The sequence below is a fragment of the Oceanibaculum pacificum genome, assembly GCF_001618175.1.
In the GTDB taxonomy this organism is placed as follows: domain Bacteria; phylum Pseudomonadota; class Alphaproteobacteria; order Oceanibaculales; family Oceanibaculaceae; genus Oceanibaculum; species Oceanibaculum pacificum.
Genome location: NZ_LPXN01000093.1, coordinates 33154 through 49215 on the forward strand (window position 1 = coordinate 33154; position 16062 = coordinate 49215).

The 16062-nt window shown below is 64.7% G+C and carries 19 protein-coding genes; 4 read left to right on the forward strand and 15 right to left on the reverse strand.

Translation table 11 applies throughout. From position 1 onward, the window contains the following. Positions 1–5: 5 nt before the first annotated feature. The 9 genes from AUP43_RS06545 to AUP43_RS06585 form a co-directional block, all read right to left on the reverse strand. Positions 6–1493 carry an FAD-linked oxidase C-terminal domain-containing protein gene (locus tag AUP43_RS06545; RefSeq protein ID WP_067554044.1) on the reverse strand — a complete coding sequence of 496 codons (1488 nt, stop codon included), beginning with the start codon at positions 1491–1493 and terminating at the stop codon, positions 6–8. A 342-nt stretch (positions 1494–1835) separates the two neighbouring features. Next, positions 1836–1961, reverse strand: coding sequence for a type B 50S ribosomal protein L36 (ykgO, locus tag AUP43_RS06550; protein WP_067554047.1), 126 nt, complete (start codon positions 1959–1961; stop codon positions 1836–1838). 88 nt (positions 1962–2049) lie between these two features. Further along, complete coding sequence (locus AUP43_RS06555) at positions 2050–2955, reverse strand: class I SAM-dependent methyltransferase (RefSeq protein ID WP_067554050.1); 906 nt, start codon at positions 2953–2955, stop codon at positions 2050–2052. Positions 2956–3124: 169 nt separating this feature from the next. Continuing rightward, complete coding sequence (locus AUP43_RS06560) at positions 3125–4222, reverse strand: branched-chain amino acid ABC transporter substrate-binding protein (RefSeq protein ID WP_067554053.1); 1098 nt, start codon at positions 4220–4222, stop codon at positions 3125–3127. 136 nt (positions 4223–4358) lie between these two features. Further along, positions 4359–4703 carry a DUF6867 family protein gene (locus AUP43_RS06565; protein ID WP_067554057.1) on the reverse strand — a complete coding sequence of 115 codons (345 nt, stop codon included), beginning with the start codon at positions 4701–4703 and terminating at the stop codon, positions 4359–4361. An 11-nt stretch (positions 4704–4714) separates the two neighbouring features. Beyond that, the gene (locus AUP43_RS06570; RefSeq protein WP_067554089.1) at positions 4715–5425 is read right to left on the reverse strand and encodes an ABC transporter ATP-binding protein; all 711 of its coding nucleotides are present in this window, start codon (positions 5423–5425) and stop codon (positions 4715–4717) included. A gap of 5 nt (positions 5426–5430) precedes the next feature. Continuing rightward, positions 5431–6333: an ABC transporter ATP-binding protein gene (locus AUP43_RS06575; protein WP_067554060.1), complete on the reverse strand. Its 903-nt coding sequence runs from the start codon at positions 6331–6333 to the stop codon at positions 5431–5433. Beyond that, positions 6330–7664 carry a high-affinity branched-chain amino acid ABC transporter permease LivM gene (gene livM, locus AUP43_RS06580; protein ID WP_067554062.1) on the reverse strand — a complete coding sequence of 445 codons (1335 nt, stop codon included), beginning with the start codon at positions 7662–7664 and terminating at the stop codon, positions 6330–6332. The genes AUP43_RS06575 and livM overlap by 4 nt, the downstream gene beginning before the upstream one ends. A gap of 4 nt (positions 7665–7668) precedes the next feature. After that, on the reverse strand, positions 7669–8583 hold the full coding sequence (locus tag AUP43_RS06585) for an ABC transporter permease subunit (protein WP_067554065.1): 915 nt from the start codon (positions 8581–8583) through the stop codon (positions 7669–7671). Between the two features lie 163 nt (positions 8584–8746). Here AUP43_RS06585 and AUP43_RS06590 point away from each other — a divergent pair, with 163 nt between their 5' ends. Further along, positions 8747–9361, forward strand: coding sequence for a histidine phosphatase family protein (locus AUP43_RS06590; protein WP_067554068.1), 615 nt, complete (start codon positions 8747–8749; stop codon positions 9359–9361). 9 nt (positions 9362–9370) lie between these two features. Here the strand turns inward: AUP43_RS06590 and AUP43_RS06595 are convergent, their stop codons facing one another. Beyond that, positions 9371–10861 carry a malonyl-CoA decarboxylase gene (locus tag AUP43_RS06595; protein ID WP_232314897.1) on the reverse strand — a complete coding sequence of 497 codons (1491 nt, stop codon included), beginning with the start codon at positions 10859–10861 and terminating at the stop codon, positions 9371–9373. A gap of 205 nt (positions 10862–11066) precedes the next feature. Between AUP43_RS06595 and AUP43_RS06600 the strand changes: the two genes are divergently transcribed. Continuing rightward, positions 11067–11498, forward strand: coding sequence for a hypothetical protein (locus tag AUP43_RS06600; RefSeq protein WP_157089265.1), 432 nt, complete (start codon positions 11067–11069; stop codon positions 11496–11498). Here the strand turns inward: AUP43_RS06600 and AUP43_RS06605 are convergent, their stop codons facing one another. The 4 genes from AUP43_RS06605 to AUP43_RS06620 form a co-directional block, all read right to left on the reverse strand. Next, a complete protein-coding gene (locus tag AUP43_RS06605; protein WP_067554074.1) occupies positions 11499–12005 on the reverse strand; it encodes a DinB family protein in 507 nt (168 codons plus the stop codon). A gap of 11 nt (positions 12006–12016) precedes the next feature. Then, positions 12017–12934: an EamA family transporter RarD gene (gene rarD / locus AUP43_RS06610; RefSeq protein WP_067554095.1), complete on the reverse strand. Its 918-nt coding sequence runs from the start codon at positions 12932–12934 to the stop codon at positions 12017–12019. Positions 12935–13022: 88 nt separating this feature from the next. Continuing rightward, positions 13023–13259 (reverse strand): DUF1127 domain-containing protein, encoded by a 237-nt coding sequence (locus AUP43_RS06615; RefSeq protein WP_067554077.1) that lies wholly within the window; start codon positions 13257–13259, stop codon positions 13023–13025. Positions 13260–13491: 232 nt separating this feature from the next. Then, positions 13492–13713: a DUF1127 domain-containing protein gene (locus tag AUP43_RS06620; protein ID WP_084462615.1), complete on the reverse strand. Its 222-nt coding sequence runs from the start codon at positions 13711–13713 to the stop codon at positions 13492–13494. Between the two features lie 143 nt (positions 13714–13856). Between AUP43_RS06620 and AUP43_RS06625 the strand changes: the two genes are divergently transcribed. Together AUP43_RS06625 and AUP43_RS19550 are read left to right on the forward strand one after the other, a co-directional pair. Further along, entirely contained in the window at positions 13857–14606 is a 750-nt protein-coding gene (locus AUP43_RS06625) for a transcriptional regulator GcvA (protein ID WP_269746866.1), read from the forward strand. A gap of 9 nt (positions 14607–14615) precedes the next feature. Next, positions 14616–14762 carry a hypothetical protein gene (locus AUP43_RS19550; RefSeq protein WP_269746867.1) on the forward strand — a complete coding sequence of 49 codons (147 nt, stop codon included), beginning with the start codon at positions 14616–14618 and terminating at the stop codon, positions 14760–14762. 3 nt (positions 14763–14765) lie between these two features. On the opposite strand, the gene AUP43_RS06630 is transcribed toward AUP43_RS19550, so the two are convergent. Beyond that, entirely contained in the window at positions 14766–15935 is a 1170-nt protein-coding gene (locus AUP43_RS06630) for a pyridoxal phosphate-dependent aminotransferase (protein ID WP_067554080.1), read from the reverse strand. Between the last annotated feature and the right edge of the window lie 127 nt (positions 15936–16062).

Genomic DNA, 16062 nt, shown 5'->3' on the forward strand with positions numbered 1-16062 from the left:
CAGCCTCAGAAGCGCGGAAGGTCGGGGAACGGCACCTGGCCGCGATGAATATGCATGCGACCCAGCTCGGCGCAGCGATGCAGCTGCGGGAACACCTTGCCGGGATTCAGCAGCCCGTCCGGATCGAAGGCGCATTTCAGCCGCTGCTGCTGCGCAAGGTCGATCTCGGTGAACATGGCGGGCATCAGGTCGCGTTTCTCCACGCCCACGCCATGCTCGCCGGTCAGCACGCCGCCGACCTCGACGCAGAGCCGCAGGATATCGGCGCCGAAATCCTCCGCCTTCCGCAATTCGCCCGGCTTGTTGGCGTCGTATAGGATCAGCGGATGCAGATTGCCGTCGCCGGCATGGAACACATTGGCGACGCCGAGGCCGTATTGCTGCGACAGCTCGGTCATGCGGGTCAGCACTTCGGGCAGGCGACGGCGCGGGATGGTGCCGTCCATGCAGAAATAATCCGGCGAGATGCGCCCGACCGCCGGGAAGGCGGCCTTGCGACCTGCCCAGAAATTAAGCCGCTCCGCCTCGTTCTGACTGACCCGGTTGTAGACCGCGCCATTATCGGCGGCGATGGCGGCGACACGCTCGATCAGGTGATCGACCTCGACCGCCGGGCCGTCCAGCTCGACGATCAGCAGTGCCTCGACGTCGCGCGGATATCCGGCATGGACGAAATCCTCCGCCGCATGGATCGCCGGCCTGTCCATCATCTCCATGCCGCCGGGGATGATGCCCGCGCCGATGATGGCCCCCACGCAGTTGCCGGCGCTCTCGCTGGTCGGGAAGCCCAGCAGCACGGCCCGGGCGACGGCGGGCTTCTGCAGGATGCGTACGGTCACTTCCGTCACCACGCCGAGCAGCCCCTCGGAGCCGATGATGATGCCCAGCAGGTCATAGCCCTCGGCATCCAGATGCTTGCCGCCGATGTGCAGGATCGTGCCGTCGATCAGCACCATCTCCACGCCCAGCACATTATTGGTGGTGAGGCCGTATTTCAGGCAATGCACGCCGCCGGAATTCTCCGCCACATTGCCGCCGATGGTGCAGGCGATCTGGCTGGACGGATCGGGCGCGTAATAGAAGCCGCGATCCTGCACGGCATTGGTGATGCCCAGATTGGTGACGCCCGGCTGCACCACGGCGCAGCGATTCTCGTAATCGATCTCCAGCACGCGGTTGAATTTGCCCAGGCCGAGCAACACGCCATCGGCCAGCGGCAGCGCCCCGCCAGACAGCGAGGTGCCGGCCCCGCGCGGCACCACCTTCACCTTGTTTTCGTGGCAGTAGCGCAGAACGGCGGCCACCTGTGCGGTCGTCGAGGGCAGCACCACGATCATCGGCAGGGTGCGATAGGCGGTCAGCCCGTCGCTCTCATAGGCCTTCATCTCCTCGGGCGCGTCGATCACCCCCTCGCCCGGCACAATGTCGCGCAGCGCGGCGACGATCTCCGCCCGGCGGGCCAGCATGGCCTTGTCCGGCTCCGGCATCTGCATGGCGCATCCTCCCTTAACCCAGATTGGTAATACCAGTTGGGTTTTTATTTGTCATCCTGCATACAGGCAGGCGCGGCCGGGGGCAATGGGGAGGTGGAGGGAAGGGTGGAGGGAGCCGCCCGATGCTTCGGCGAGGGCTCCTCGCATGAGGTCACCAGGAGGTGCCGACGGCATGTCCTAAAGCGCCCCTCATGCTGAGGAGTCGCGAAGCGGCGTCTCGAAGGATATCGGCGGACGGAATGAACCGAAGCCACCCCAAACGAAAACCGCCGGCCCTTGCGGGACCGGCGGTCTGTCGTGAACGCTGGCCGAGGCCCGCGTCTAATCCGTGCGAAACCGCACTTAACCCTGGCGGGCCTTGTAGCGCGGATTCTTCTTGTTGATCACGTACAGGCGACCACGACGACGCACGATGCGGCAGTTCTTGTCGCGCTGCTTGATCGACTTCAGCGAATTGACGATCTTCATCGCGGCAATCCTTGTGTGTCGAATTGAAAGAGGCCGGGACCATACGGACCCGCCCGCCTTCTGTCAACGACTGTTCGGGTGCCTGTCGTCACTGCGTCGGCTTGGTGACGTAGAAGCGGTAATAGCGCAGCCCGCCGGCGCGCAGCGCCGCTACCCGGCGCACCCATTTCTCGGTTTCCTCGATCATCAGCAGCGTGGTCCGGCGCGACACGCCGCCGGGGCGCAGCTCTTCCACCAGCGCCGCCCAGCCGGCCAGGATGGCGCGCTGATGCGCCTCGCTGGCATCCTCGGCGATGCGGACATCGAGGTTCATATTGGTCAGCTCCGCATCGTACCGCTTGGGCGACCAGGGGTGCGGGGTCGGCAGCTCCGCTTCCCGCCACAGCGCCAGGGCGGGATCGTCGCGCCCTTCCTCGGCCACGACGTAATCCGTGAAGGCGAACTGGCCGCCGGGATGCAGCCCCTTTTCGATCATCCGCAACACATGGCTCTTATTGGCCAGCGTGAAGAAGCAGCCGATGGAATAGGCGCAGTGGAACGCATTCTCCCGGATCGACAGGCTATCCGGATCGACATAATTGACCGGCGCCTTGCGCTGCAGCCCCAGCCGCTCTGTACGCTCCTCGGCGTGCGAGGCTAATTCGGGATCGAATTCATAGCCATTCACCCAGGCGCCATATTCATCGGCCACGCGCTGCCCGCCGCCGCCCAGCCCAGCCCCGAACTCCGCCACCGAGAAGGCGGGGTTTAGGCCGAAGGGGGCAACCAGCTTCATCAGATGCTCGTCGCCACCGGGGAAGACCAGCCCGTCGCCCCACAGCTTCTGCAGCAACTCGATGCGGCTGGCTTCCAGCTGGTCGGAGGGGGCGGCCGCTTGCGGCCCCGACGCGGCAGAATCGGAGTCGGCCGCCGCGTCGTCCGTCGGTCCGTCGTTACGGTCCCGGGGCAGCGGCGTACCGTGCCACCAGGCTATGAAGTTTTCCTTGAACGACATACTCGATCCGAAACGGCGTGTGCCCGGCGGGCACGTCACATCATTCTAGACGAATTCGACACCGCTGCATCTTGATCCGCAGTGGTTTAATTGTCCGTTAAGCCTGTTCCCAAGGCAAAAGGGCCCGGCCGTTGCCGGCCGGGCCCTGTCGCGGACGGTGAAACGCCCGTTAGAGATAGTCGTACTTGCCGTTCTTCCAGACATAGAAGACATAGCCCGGCAGGGTCACGTCGCCCTTCTTGTCGAAAGACAGCTCGCCCAGCACGGTGTCGAACTTCGTGCTTTTCAGCACCGGCAGCAGCTTTTCCATATCGGCGGAGCCGGCCTTCTCGGCGGCCTGCTTGAAGATCTGGAACACCGCATAGGTGTAGAGCACATAGCCCTCCGGCTCGATGCCCTTGTCGCGGAACTTCTTCACGATCGGCGCGGCCTTCTCATTCTTGCGCGGGTCGGGGCTGAAGGTCATCAGCGTGCCTTCGCCGGCCGGGCCGGTGATCGACCAATATTCGTCGGTGACCAGCGCGTCGCCCGACATCAGCACGGTGCTCATGCCCTGGTCGCGCATCTGGCGCACGATCAGGCCCGCCTCGGTGTGGTAACCACCGACATAAAGCACGTCGACGCCGGTCTGCTTCAGCTTGGAGACCAGGGCCGAATAATCCTTCTCGCCCGCTGTATAGGCCTCGTACAGCACTTCCTTGCCGCCGGCCGCCTTGTAGGATTTCAGCGTCTCGTCCGCCAGACCCTTGCCGTAGGCGGTCTTGTCATGCGCGAAGGCCACCTTCTTACCGGCAAAGTTCTTCGCCAGATACTCGCCCGCCACGATGCCCTGCTGGTCGTCGCGGCCGCAGACGCGGAACACGTTGGGGCCGCCTTCGTCGGTCAGCTTGGGATTGGTCGAGGCCGGGGAAATCTGGATTATCCCCTCCTCCTCATAGACCTTGGAGGCCGGGATGGAGGAGCCGGAGCAGAAATGCCCGGCCATCATGACGACATTCTTGCGCACCATGTCGTTGGCGACGTTCACCGCCTGCTTCGGATCGCAGGCATCGTCGCCCACTTCCAGGGCAAGCTTCTGGCCCAGCACGCCGCCCGCGGCGTTGATGTCGGCGACGGCCATCTCGGCGCCGGCCTTCATCTGCGCGCCGAAGCTGGCATATTGGCCCGTCATCGGGCCGGCGGTCGCCACGGCGATATCCGCCCGTGCCTGACCCCCGATCATCGTCAGCGCGGCGGCTGCGACGATCAGCGAAGAAAGTTTTTTCATTGTTCAGTCTCCCTGCTAATTCACTCGATTAGAAGAACCGGTCCTCTCCCGAGCCGCAGTCCTGTCTGCAACTACAACCAGACTAGGACCGGCCACGACCGCTGGCAACGGAATCCCGCCGTCCGCGCGGCCGCTGTCACCCTGCCTTCAGACGCCAGCCGAACAGCGACGCCCTCTCGTAAAGCCAGGGGTATTGCGCGACCATCCTGCGCGCCAGGGTGGCGCGATAGACCAGCGCCGCCAGCAGGATGATGACGATGCTGTCGACGATATAGCCGCTCAGCGACAACAGCTCGCCGCCGAACAGGCTGAAGCTGATGAAGCGGGACACCAGGCCCAGCAGCAGGCCGTAGAACACGCCCTGGCCGAAAGGCCGCCAGGTGCGCGCCAGCGCGCTGCCCATCAGCATCGCGGCCCCGCCGGCCAGCACCAGGGTAACGCCGATGAAGGTGGGGATGTCGTTGCCGAGTATCTGTTCCATCGCGATTCCCTCTAATGACCGCCTTCGAGATAGGCGGCGCGCACTTCCGGCCGGGCCAGCAGCTCGCGCCCGGTGCCGGCCAGGGTGATCGCCCCGTTCACCAGCACATAGCCCCGATCCGCCAGGCGCAGTGCGTGGAAGGCGTTCTGCTCGACCAGCAGGATGCTCATGCCCTCTTCCTGGTTGATCTGCTTGATCGCCTCGAAAATCTGCTTCACCACCAGCGGGGCCAGGCCCAGCGACGGCTCGTCGAGCAGCAGCAGGCGCGGCCGGCTCATCAGGGCGCGGCCGATCGCCAGCATCTGCTGCTCGCCGCCCGACAGCGTGCCGCCGCGCTGGCCCTGCCGCTCCTTCAGTCGCGGGAACAGGGTGAACACCTTCTCCAGATCGGCGTCGAAATGCGCCGGATCGGCTGTGGTGCCGCCCATCATCAGATTTTCCATCACCGTCATGCGCGCGAAGATGCGCCGGCCTTCCGGCGACTGCGCGATGCCCATGCGGATGATCTCGAAGGTCGGCTTGCGGGTGATATCAACCCCATCGAAGGTGATCTGGCCGCTGCGCGCCTGCGGGCTGCCGCACAGCGTCATCAGCAGGGTCGACTTGCCGGCGCCGTTGGCGCCAATCAGCGTGACGATCTCGCCCTTCTCCACGGAAACGTCGACGCCGCGCAGCGCCTGGATGTTGCCGTAGAAGGTTTCGACGCCGGCGATCTCCAGCAGCGCGCTCATGCCTCGCCTCCCGTCTTCTGCTCCAGATCGGCGACGATCTCGGGCGGCAACTCGTCCGCCTCATCCTCGCCGAGATAGGCCTTGATGACGTTCGGATCGCTGCGCACCGCCTCCGGCGAGCCGTCGGCGATCTTGCGGCCGTAATCCAGCACGATCACATGGTCGGAGATTTCCATCACCACGCTCATATCGTGCTCGATCAGCAATACCCCGATGCCGTGCTCGTCGCGGATGAAGCGCAGCAGCTCGTTCAGCTCCGCCGATTCGCGCGGGTTCAGGCCGGCCGCCGGCTCGTCCAGGCACAGCAGCACCGGCTCGGTGCACATGGCGCGCGCGATCTCCAGCCTTCGCTGGTCGCCATAGGGCAGATTGCCGGCATTCCAATCCGCCCGGTCGGCCAGGTTGATGCGCTCCAGCCAATAGCGGGCCTTCTCCACCGCGGCCTTCTCGGCGTCGCGGTAACGCTTCAGGCCGAAGAGACCGGCAAACGTCATGACCGAGGCGCGCATCAGCGCGTTATGCTGGGCGACCACCAGATTCTCCAACACGCTCATCGCCGGAAACAGCCGGATATTCTGGAAGGTGCGGGCGACATGCGCCTCCTGGGCGATGCGGAAATCCTCCATCCGCTCCAGATAGAACAGCGTGCCCTCGCGATTCAGCGTCAGCCTTCCGACGGTCGGCTTGTAAAAGCCGGTCAGGCAATTGAACACCGTGGTCTTGCCGGCCCCGTTCGGGCCGATGATGGCGGTGATCTCGCGCCTGGCGGCGTGAAACGACACATCGTCGATGGCGACCAGCCCGCCGAAGCGCATGGTCAGATGCTCGACCGACAGCAGCGCCGCATCGGCGGCGGCGGCGGCGGTCGCGACGCGGGGGTCGGCGAACAGCCCGATCATGACGCGCCTCCCGCCAGCGGCGCGGCCTCCGGTTTTCGGCTCGGCGGCAGCCTCAGGGTCGGCTCGCGATGCGCCAGCAGGCCGCGCGGCTTCCAGATCATGATCAGCACCATGGCGCCGCCGAAGGCCAGCATGCGGTACTGCTCCAGATCGCGGAACACCTCGGTGCCGCCGATCAGGAAGATGGCGGCGATGACCACGCCGATCTGGCTGCCCATGCCGCCCAGCACGACGATGGCCAGGATCACCGCCGATTCAATAAAGGTGAAGCTCTCCGGGCTGATGAAGCCCTGCCGGGTGGCGAAGAAGGAGCCGGCGAAACCGCCGAACATGGCGCCGATGGCGAAGGCCGTCAGCTTGGTGTTGGTCGGGTTGATGCCGAGCGACCGGCAGGCGATCTCATCCTCGCGCAGCGCCTCCCAGGCGCGGCCGATCGGCAGCTTGCGCAGCCGCAGCGTCACGAAATTGGTGATCAGCGCCAGCGCCAGGATCACGTAATAAAGAAAGACGATGCGGTGCAGGGAGGAGAATTCCAGCCCGAAGAATTGGTGAAAGGTCGGCCCGTCGCTCGAACTTCGGGCGAATTCCAGCCCGAACAGGCTGGGCCGGGGCACGCCGGAGACGCCGTCCGGCCCGCCGGTGAATTCGTACCAGTTCAGCAGCACCACGCGGATGATCTCACCGAAGCCCAGCGTGACGATGGCGAGATAATCGCCGCGCAGCCGCAGAACCGGGAAACCGAGGATCACGCCGAAGAAGGCGGCGAACAGGCCGGCCAGCGGCAGGCAGACCCAGAAGGACCAGTCGAAATGCGCGGCGATCAGCGCGTAGGAATAGGCCCCCACCGCATAGAAGGCGACATAGCCCAGGTCGAGCAGCCCGGCCAGCCCGACCACGATGTTCAAGCCCCAGCCCAGCATGATGTAGGTCAGCACCAGGATCGCCACGTCCAGCGTGTAGCGGTCGGCGAAGGGCAGCATCGGCATGGCGATGGCGAAGAGGATCGCCGCCGGCCCGCCATAGAGCCCGACCTTCTTCATGAAGGCCCCGGCTCGGCCGCCGGCGATTTCCTCGGTCTTGGCCTTCGGCCGCCGCCGGCCGCCATAGGCCCAGTAAAGATTCAGCAGGAACCGGCCGACAATGCCGGCCAGCACGGCGAAGGCGACATCGTCGAAGCGATAATCGATGCCCAGGCCGCCGGGCGTGTCGATGGTGCGCAACCCGATGATCGGCGCCGCCAGCGCGAACACCACCAGGCCGGTCATCAGGCAATCCTTCAGGATCGCGGGCAGGTCCAGGGAACCTTCCGCCGTGCGGACATGTGTGGCCATCGCCTCAAACCTTCTCGATTTCAGGTTTGCCGAGCAGGCCCGTCGGCAGGAATATCAGCACCAGCACCAGGATGGAGAAGGCGGCCACATCCTTGTATTCAATGGTGAAATAGGCCGACCAGAAGGTTTCGATCAGGCCGATCAGCAGCCCGCCCAGCATCGCGCCCGGCATCGAGCCGATGCCGCCCAGCACGGCGGCGGTGAATGCCTTGACCCCGGCCAGGAAGCCGATGAAGAAATCGATCACGCCGTAATACAGCACGAACATCATGCCGGCGACCGAAGCCAGCGCTGCCCCCATCACGAAGGTAAGCGAGATGGTGCGGTCGACATTGATGCCGAGCAGCGAGGCCATGCGGCGATCCTGTTCGCAGGCGCGCTGCTGGCGGCCCAGCGCCGTCTTGGCGATGAGATAGGAGAAACCGGCCATCAGCGCCAGCGTGGTCAGCACGATCAGAATCTGCATGTAGCTGAGCGTGACGACGAAATTCGGGCTTTCCATCACCACGATGCCGCCATTCACCACCGGCTGGATCGGCTTCACCCGCGCGCCCTGCGCGATCTGCACGTAATTCTGCAGGAAGATCGACATGCCGATGGCCGAGATCAGCGGCGCCAGCCGGAACGAGCCGCGCAGCGGCCGGTAGGCCACCCGCTCCACCGTCCAGCCATAGACCGAGGAGAGCAGCATCGAGACGATCAGCACGATCAGCAGCGCCAGCGGAATGAAGGTCAATCCCAGGCTGCCCAGAATCAGCAGCGAGATCAGCGCGATGAACGCCCCGATCATGAACACGTCGCCATGGGCGAAGTTAATCATCCCGATAATGCCGTAGACCATCGTATAGCCGATGGCGATCAGCCCGTAGATCGATCCGAGGGTGACCCCGTTGATCAATTGCTGGACGAAATATTCCATGCTTTCTCAAGCCCCCGCGAAATCGCGCAACCCTGTCATCATTTATTCCGGCGCTTCGTGCTACCGGTTGTGCTGTAGCAGCATACGACAGTTTTGCGACCATGGGACCGTGTTTCAAGCGATTGTCTCGGCAACAAAGGGCGCATAAAGGAATATCGGCATCATGACAGCGCTTGAGACGTCCGTGACCGCCTGGTGGTGGATTCGCCACGCCCCGGTTCAGGGGCATGAAGGTGTCTATCTCGGCCGGCTGAACTCGCCGGCCAACCTGACGCACCGGGAAGGCCTGGAACGGCTGGTCCCGCTGCTGCCGGCGGAGGCAGTGTGGATGACGACGCCGCTGGCGCGCGCGCACCAGACCGCCGACGCCCTGGCCGCCGCCTGCGGCGTACCGCGCACCGCCGTTATCGTGGAGACGGCGCTGATCGAGCAGGATTTCGGCCAATGGCAGGGGCGGGACTATGATTCGGTCTATGCCGAAACCGGCCCTGAGGGCTGGGAATCGCCCGGCACCATCCGACCGCCGGGCGGCGAGAGCTTTGCCGACATGATGCCGCGCGTCGCCCACTGCGTGGCGGCCAGAAGTGCCCGCCTGCCGGGCCGCAGCGTCATCGCCATCGCCCATGCCGGCACCATCCGCGCCGCCCTCGCCCAGGCGCTCGATTTGACGCCGGACCAGGCGCTGCGTTTCCAGATCGACCCGCTCCGCATCACCCGCATCGACTGCATCGCCGATGGCGACCACACGCTGTGGCGGCTGCCCTTCGTGAACCGCTAGGCCGGATTTCTAGCTGGCTATGCGGCGCAGCGGGTTGCGGCTGCCGCGGACACGGATTTTCGGGGCGTTCTCCTTGGCGGATTTCCACGGAGCGAGGAGATCGGCAACGTCCGCCGACACCGCAACCGTACCGTCGCGGGCGAACAGCTCGTGATTATCCTCGATATCCTCGCGGCGATAGAGATAGTTCACCATCAGCCCGTAAGATTCCCGCAGCCCCTTGGCCGAGACATCGCCCAGCCAGTTGATGCGCTCGACGCGCGCGCCATTGCCGAGATGGAAGCGGGCGACCGGATCGAGCGCGCGGCCGTTCTTGCGGCCGGTCAGATAGCGCGCGCAAAGCCGGACCAGCGGCTGCTCCAACGCATCGGTCAAGGCCTCGTCCTGCTGCCATTCGCCCTCGGCGAGCAGCGCCTTCAGCGCCGCCGGATCGGCCAGGCGCTCATCCGCCTCGGCCAGGGCGGCGCGGTCATCGGCGGGAATCAGTTCCTCGGGCGCATCCAGGCCGGCATCCAGCCAGCGCCGGAACCCGGGGATCGGCGACAGGGTGGAGAAGGTCTTGATCTGCGGCAGATCGTCGGCCAGATCGTCGACCACGCGCTTGATCAGGAAGCTTCCGAAGCTGATGCCGCGCAGGCCGTCCTGGGTGTTGGAGATGGAATAGAAGATCGCCGTGTCGGCCTGCTTTGGATCCTGCGCCGGGGCACTCTCGTCGAGCAGGGTCTGCACCGAGCCGGAAAGGCCCTTCACCAGCGCCACCTCGACGAAGATCAGCGGCTCCGACGGCATGCGCGGATGGAAGAAGGCATAGCAGCGCCGGTCGCGGTCCAGCCGGTTGCGCAGATCGGCCCAGGAGCGGATTTCATGCACCGATTCGTAAGCGATCAGCTTCTCCAGCAAGGCGGCCGGCGATTCCCAGCTGATCACCTTCATGTCGAGGAAACCGATATCGAACCAGGCGGCCAGCAACTCCTTCATATCGCGGTCCAGCCCGGCCAGATGCGGATTCTTCAAATCCAGCTTCAGCAGGTCGGCGCGCATGTCGACCAGGAACTTCACCCCCTGCGGCAGGGCGTTGAACTGGGTCAGCAGCTTCATCCGCGGCGACACCAGTACCTCGCGCAGCGCCGCCTCCGCCGCCAGGCGCCCGGCGACGTCGCGGGTCTTGCGATAGGTCGCGATCGCCTCGTCCAGCGCGGTTTCCGCCACGTCGAAATCCTCGGCCAGAACGCGCAGATAGCGTTCGCGCCCTTCCGGCTTCAGGCTGAGATAGATTTGCCCGATGCTGGCCGCCCGCGCCCGGGCGGAAACCTCGCCGCCGCGCGCCTCGATGCATTCGGCGATCTGCTCGCGCAGCTTGGCGACAGCATTGTCGTCCAGCGCCGGCGGCGCCTCCCCCTTGCCGCCGGCGATATCGCGCCAGGCCGCCTTCAGATTCAGCAGCGCCCGGTCGAACAGGCTGGGCGGCGTGGCGTTGGTGACGACGAGCTGCTGGGACACGGCTGAACCTCGTATTCTGGGCGGCGGTTTCCCGTCCGATGTGGGAGCGGAAACCGGCTGTCGCAACGATCGTAACGGCAATTTAACCAGTGACGGACAAGCCTAGCAGGGACAGCACTTGATCGCGTCGGTAAATTGCAGACAATGCGATGAAAATCCGGCACGGCCTTTGCCCCACACGCCGGACGTTTATTTGGAAGCCTATATGCCGACGCTCTATGAAGTGCACACCCTAAAAGGCGGTAACTGGATGATCGATTCGACCTATCCCGACCGGGATAAGGCGCTCGACACCGCCAAGCAGCTCTATGCGGAAAAGCAGTTCGAGGGCGTAAAGGTCGTCAAGGACAATTACGACGAGGCGGCGAACCAGAGCAAAGAGATCGTCATCTACGACACCACCCGCCCCGTCACCGAGCGCCGGCCGCCGGGCAAGGAAGCGCCGAGGCCGGCCGCCGCCGCCAAAAAGGACGTCGATTTCAAGAATAAGAAGCGGCAGGGATCGGCACAGGCCGAGATGTCGATCTTCCTGCGCTCGATCATCTGGCTGTTCATCATCCTGGTCGCCGGCATCGGCGTGATCTGGATGCTGTTCACCTTCACCGACTTTCTGGCCGGCGTGGGCGTGGTGCGCTAGCTAGGCCAGCGCCTTTTCGCGCAGGTAATACATCAGATCCAGCGGCGGCGGCTCCGCCCCGGCGGTGCCCAGCATATGGTGCGCCTGGCCGCGATGGTGGGTCTGATGATTGAAGAAATGCCCCAGGATCAGCGCCCGCTGCATGCTGAAAGTCTCGCCACGCGTATTGGTGTAGGTGAGCGTGTCGGCCAGCGTGGAGCCATCCATCGCCGCGACGAAGGCCACGATCAGCGCATCCTGCGCGCGCCGGGCCTTGGCCAGATCCTCGAAATCCTCGAACGGCACGTCGTCCAGCTTGTAGCTATAGGCGGCCTGGCCGGGAAAGCGCGACATCCAGAGCCGGTCGCCGACCAGGATATGGTTCAGCGTATTGTGGATCGAACCGAAGAAGCCCTGCCGGTTGGCCTTGCGGGCATGATCGCTGAGCTGCGCCACCGCACCGTAGAGCAGGGCATTGGCCCAGCGATTGTAATCGGCCAGGGTCTGGAAATAGGCGGGATCGCTCATGCCTTCCTCCGTCAGCTTCGCCGCAACGCATCGATGGTGTAGATCGCCAGCCCCGCCCAGATACAGGCGAAGGTGACCATATGCACCGGCGTGAAGATTTCGCCGAACAGCAGCACCGCCAGCAGGAACTGCCCGGTCGGCGCAATATATTGCAGAATGCCCAGCGTCGATAGCGACAGCCGCCGGGCCGCCGCGCCGAACCAGACCAGCGGCAGCAGCGTCACCAGCCCGGCCGCGATCAGCAGCAGATCGGTCCTCAGATCGACCGCGCCGAAGCTGCCGCCGCCCGTTTGCCCGCGATAGACCAGGAATATCAGCGCCGGCGGCACCAGAACCGCCGCCTCGATAAAAACGGCAACCATGGATTCGACGCGCACCAGCTTGCGGATCAGCCCATAGAAGCCGAAGCTGAATCCCAGGAACAGCGCCACCCAGGGCGCCTCCCCGGCGGCCGCGACCATGACCAGCACGCCGGTCGTCGCCAGACCCACGGCGATGGATTGGGGCAGGCGCAGCCGTTCCTTCAGGAACAGCATGCCCAGCAGCACATTGACCAGCGGGTTGATGTAATAGCCCAGGCTGGCCTGTAGCACATGGCCCTCATTGACCGCCACGATATAGACGAACCAATTGCCCGCCAGGATGGTGGCCGAGCCGATCAGCGGCAGCAGAAGCCGGCGGCTGGTCAGCACCGTCGCCACTTCCCGCCAGCGGCCCATCACCCAGACCAGCAGGGCCAGCAGCCCGGCCGACCAGACGATGCGGTGCGCCAATATCTCGACCGGCGCGACATGCTGGACCAGCTTGAAGTAGAGCGGCGCGATGCCCCAGAACAGAAAGGCCGAGAGGCCGAAGCCCACGCCCATCATGCTCTCGCGGCGCGCGGCCGCGAGATCGGGAGTGCCGGCGGAAACAGGCTTCGTGGTCATACGGAACGCGGGCCCCTTCAGGCTGCGGGACAGGCCGGCCGCCACCATAAGGCGGTCCGGCCCGTCCAGTCAGGGGGCAGAATGCGGATCAGCCCTGCCAGAACGGCTTGTTGATCTCGTTATGAAGGTCGAGGCGGGTCAGCCCGACATCGCGCAGCTGGCGCTCGTCCATATCGGCGAGGCTGTAGCGCTGCTCCGCCCGCTCCTGCCATTTCATCAGCAGCGCGAAGCCGGCAAAGAGAATCCCGCGCACCGTAGCGACGCGGCGCACAGGCCGCAGGGCCGGCAGGACGTCGGACAGGCGGCTGGAAGTCTCGGTATACATCGTCATCTCCCTTAACTAACTGAATTGTCCTAATGACAATCCAGGATCGGCATCTGCCGTCTACGCTTGAAAAATGCCTGTTTCCTGACTTATCCACAAACGATCCTTTTTCATGCATGAGCAAAATAAACTAATGCTGCAATGGATGAAAAAGGGCCTCCGGCCGCAGGGGATGAGGGGGATTGGCCGGAGGCTTCGAGGGAACAGGGTTGAAACCGTGGGGGCGGGCGTCTCAACCGCGCCAGAACGGCTTCCGGATCTCGCCCTGGATGTCCGACCGGCTGAGCGCAACGTCGCGCAAAGCCCGGTCATCCAGCGAGGCGAGGTGATGGCGCTGCCCGGCGCGCTCCTGCCACAGCAGGAGCAGATCGACCAGCGCGGTGAGGCGGCCGGCGGAAAGACGGCCGAAGCGGGGAATCCGGGGGTAATGCGTAAGCGAAGACAGGACCGACATCGGTGCCTCCTGATTCAAATGAATTGTCCTAATGACAATCCAGTGACACCAACCCTTTGTTGGACACTAGAAATCGGCCTTTCAAACCAATTTCACAAACGATAGTTTTTTATGATCGTGATAAGTTTTTCTAAGGTATCGCCATGAGCCGCCGCCTGCCGCCCTTGACCGCGATCCGGGCCTTCGAGGCCGCCGCCCGGCATTTGAGCTTCACCAGGGCCGCGAACGAGCTGAACGTTACCCAGGCGGCAATCAGCCATCAGGTGAAGGGTCTGGAGGGCTGGCTGGGGCTGCCGCTGTTCCGGCGCGGCAGCCGCGCGCTGTTCCTGACCGACGAGGGACAGACTTATCTGGCAGTGGTGCGCGAGTGCCTGGACAAGCTGGCCGAGGGCACGCAGCGCCTGCAGGCGCGCGACAAGGCCGGGCGGCTGACTGTCTCCACCTTCCAATCCTTCGCCGCCGTGTGGCTGGTGCCGCGACTGGGGCGGTTCCGCGCGCTGAACCCAGAGATCGACGTGTGGGTCGCGGCGAACGACATCGTAGTCGATTTTACGCAGGAGGACATCGATTGCGGCATCCGCTACGGCACCGGCCGCTGGCCCGGCGTGCGCTCGGTGCGCTTCATGACCGAGAGCATCTTCCCGGTCTGTAGCCCGAAGCTGCTGCATGGCGCGCATCCGTTGCGCGCGCCGGAGGATCTGGTGCGCCACACACTGCTGCACGACCATATGCACGAGGATTGGCGCATGTGGCTGATGGCCGCCGGGGTCGATACTGTCGACCCGACGCGCGGCCCCACCTTCAGCCATTCCAGCATGGTGCTGCAGGCCGCCATCGACGGCCAGGGCGTGGCGCTGGGAAGAAGCGCGCTGATGCGCGAGGCGATCGCCTAGGGCAAGCTGGTGCAGCCGTTCAAATTCTCGCTGAACGCCCACCATTCCTATTATTTCGTCTGTCCGGAGGCGTCCGCCGACCGGCCCAAGGTGGTCGCCTTCCGCGACTGGCTCTTCGCCGAGGCCGAGCGCGACGGCTTGCGGATAACGGAATAGCCGCTAGCCCAGCAGCGCCTCGATGCGATCAAGGCAGGAATGCAGCGTCGCCGGCGAACTGGCGAAGCACAGGCGCAGATGCCCTTCCCCGCCCGGCCCGAAGGCGGAGCCGGGGGCGAGGCCGACGCGCTGCTCGGCCACCAGGCGCTTGGCGAACGCCATGCTGTCGTCCATGCCGTCGACCGCGAAGAAGTGATAGAAGGCGCCCTTGGGCTGCACCATGCGGATGCGCGGATGCTGCGACAGCCGGTCATAGACGATGTCGCGGCCCTCGCGGTATCTTGCTACCGACTGGGCGATGAAACCCTCGCCCTGCCGCACCGCGACGATACCGGCATGCTGGGCGAAGGTGGCGGCCGAGGCGGTGTTGAACTCGTTCATCTTCAGCAGCGTGGGGATGATGCCGAGCGGGGCGGTGATCCAGCCCATGCGCCAGCCGGTCATGCTCCAGGATTTCGAGAAGCTGTTAATCACCAGAACCGGGTCCTCATCGCCCGCGACTTCCAGGAAGGAGGGGGCGCGATTGCCCTCATAGACCATGCGGTCATAGACCTCGTCGGCGACGATCCAGATGCCCTTCTCGCGGGCGAAATCCAGCAGCTGCTTCTGCTGCTCGGACGGCATCACCCAGCCGGTCGGGTTGTTCGGCGAATTCACGAACAGCGCGCGGGTATTGCCGTCGCACGCGGCCATCAGCTTTTCGATATCGAGCTGCCAGCCATCATTGCCCATGGTCAGCTCGACCGGCCGCACCTCGCCGCCCATGATGCGCACCGTCTCCCCGCAATTCGGCCAGAGCGGGCTGGTGGTGACGACATTGGTGCCATAATCGACCAGCGACTGCATGACGATCTGGATGGCGTTCATGCCCGACGCGGTGACCACGATGCGGTCGGCATGGATCGGCCTGCCGTTCAGCGGCGTCAGATAGTCTGCCAGCGCCTGGCGCAGGCCGGGCACGCCGGCGCTCTCGGTATAGAACACATGGCCGGCCTTCAGCGCCTCGGCCGCCGCCTCGCAGATGAAGTCGGGCGTCGGCAAATCCGGCTCGCCGAACCAGAGCGGCGTCACCCCGCCCAGCTTCATGCCGAAATGCGCCACTTCGCGAATCCGCGAATCGGCCAGCCGGACGATATCCGGGCGGATCACGGGCAAGGAATCGGAATGCTGCATGGCCAGACGCTTTCGACTATCGGATCTGATCAGCCCTTATCGGCCGCGCCTGGGGCCGGGAGCAACCCCGGAATCGTCACGGGGACAATGCGAGGGACAGAGCCAAGTCTCCCCTCACCCAGCTCCG

Bases quoted from the DNA above. Each gene is read 5' to 3' on its own strand.
- AUP43_RS06545 (WP_067554044.1), bottom strand. From the start codon at position 1,493: ATGCAGATGCCGGAGCCGGACAAGGCCATGCTGGCCCGCCGGGCGGAG.
- ykgO (WP_067554047.1), bottom strand. From the start codon at position 1,961: ATGAAGATCGTCAATTCGCTGAAGTCGATCAAGCAGCGCGACAAGAAC.
- AUP43_RS06555 (WP_067554050.1), bottom strand. From the start codon at position 2,955: ATGTCGTTCAAGGAAAACTTCATAGCCTGGTGGCACGGTACGCCGCTG.
- AUP43_RS06560 (WP_067554053.1), bottom strand. From the start codon at position 4,222: ATGAAAAAACTTTCTTCGCTGATCGTCGCAGCCGCCGCGCTGACGATG.
- AUP43_RS06565 (WP_067554057.1), bottom strand. From the start codon at position 4,703: ATGGAACAGATACTCGGCAACGACATCCCCACCTTCATCGGCGTTACC.
- AUP43_RS06575 (WP_067554060.1), bottom strand. From the start codon at position 6,333: ATGATCGGGCTGTTCGCCGACCCCCGCGTCGCGACCGCCGCCGCCGCC.
- livM (WP_067554062.1), bottom strand. From the start codon at position 7,664: ATGGCCACACATGTCCGCACGGCGGAAGGTTCCCTGGACCTGCCCGCG.
- AUP43_RS06585 (WP_067554065.1), bottom strand. From the start codon at position 8,583: ATGGAATATTTCGTCCAGCAATTGATCAACGGGGTCACCCTCGGATCG.
- AUP43_RS06590 (WP_067554068.1), top strand. From the start codon at position 8,747: ATGACAGCGCTTGAGACGTCCGTGACCGCCTGGTGGTGGATTCGCCAC.
- AUP43_RS06600 (WP_157089265.1), top strand. From the start codon at position 11,067: ATGCCGACGCTCTATGAAGTGCACACCCTAAAAGGCGGTAACTGGATG.
- AUP43_RS06605 (WP_067554074.1), bottom strand. From the start codon at position 12,005: ATGAGCGATCCCGCCTATTTCCAGACCCTGGCCGATTACAATCGCTGG.
- rarD (WP_067554095.1), bottom strand. From the start codon at position 12,934: ATGACCACGAAGCCTGTTTCCGCCGGCACTCCCGATCTCGCGGCCGCG.
- AUP43_RS06615 (WP_067554077.1), bottom strand. From the start codon at position 13,259: ATGTATACCGAGACTTCCAGCCGCCTGTCCGACGTCCTGCCGGCCCTG.
- AUP43_RS06620 (WP_084462615.1), bottom strand. From the start codon at position 13,713: ATGTCGGTCCTGTCTTCGCTTACGCATTACCCCCGGATTCCCCGCTTC.
- AUP43_RS06625 (WP_269746866.1), top strand. From the start codon at position 13,857: ATGAGCCGCCGCCTGCCGCCCTTGACCGCGATCCGGGCCTTCGAGGCC.
- AUP43_RS06630 (WP_067554080.1), bottom strand. From the start codon at position 15,935: ATGCAGCATTCCGATTCCTTGCCCGTGATCCGCCCGGATATCGTCCGG.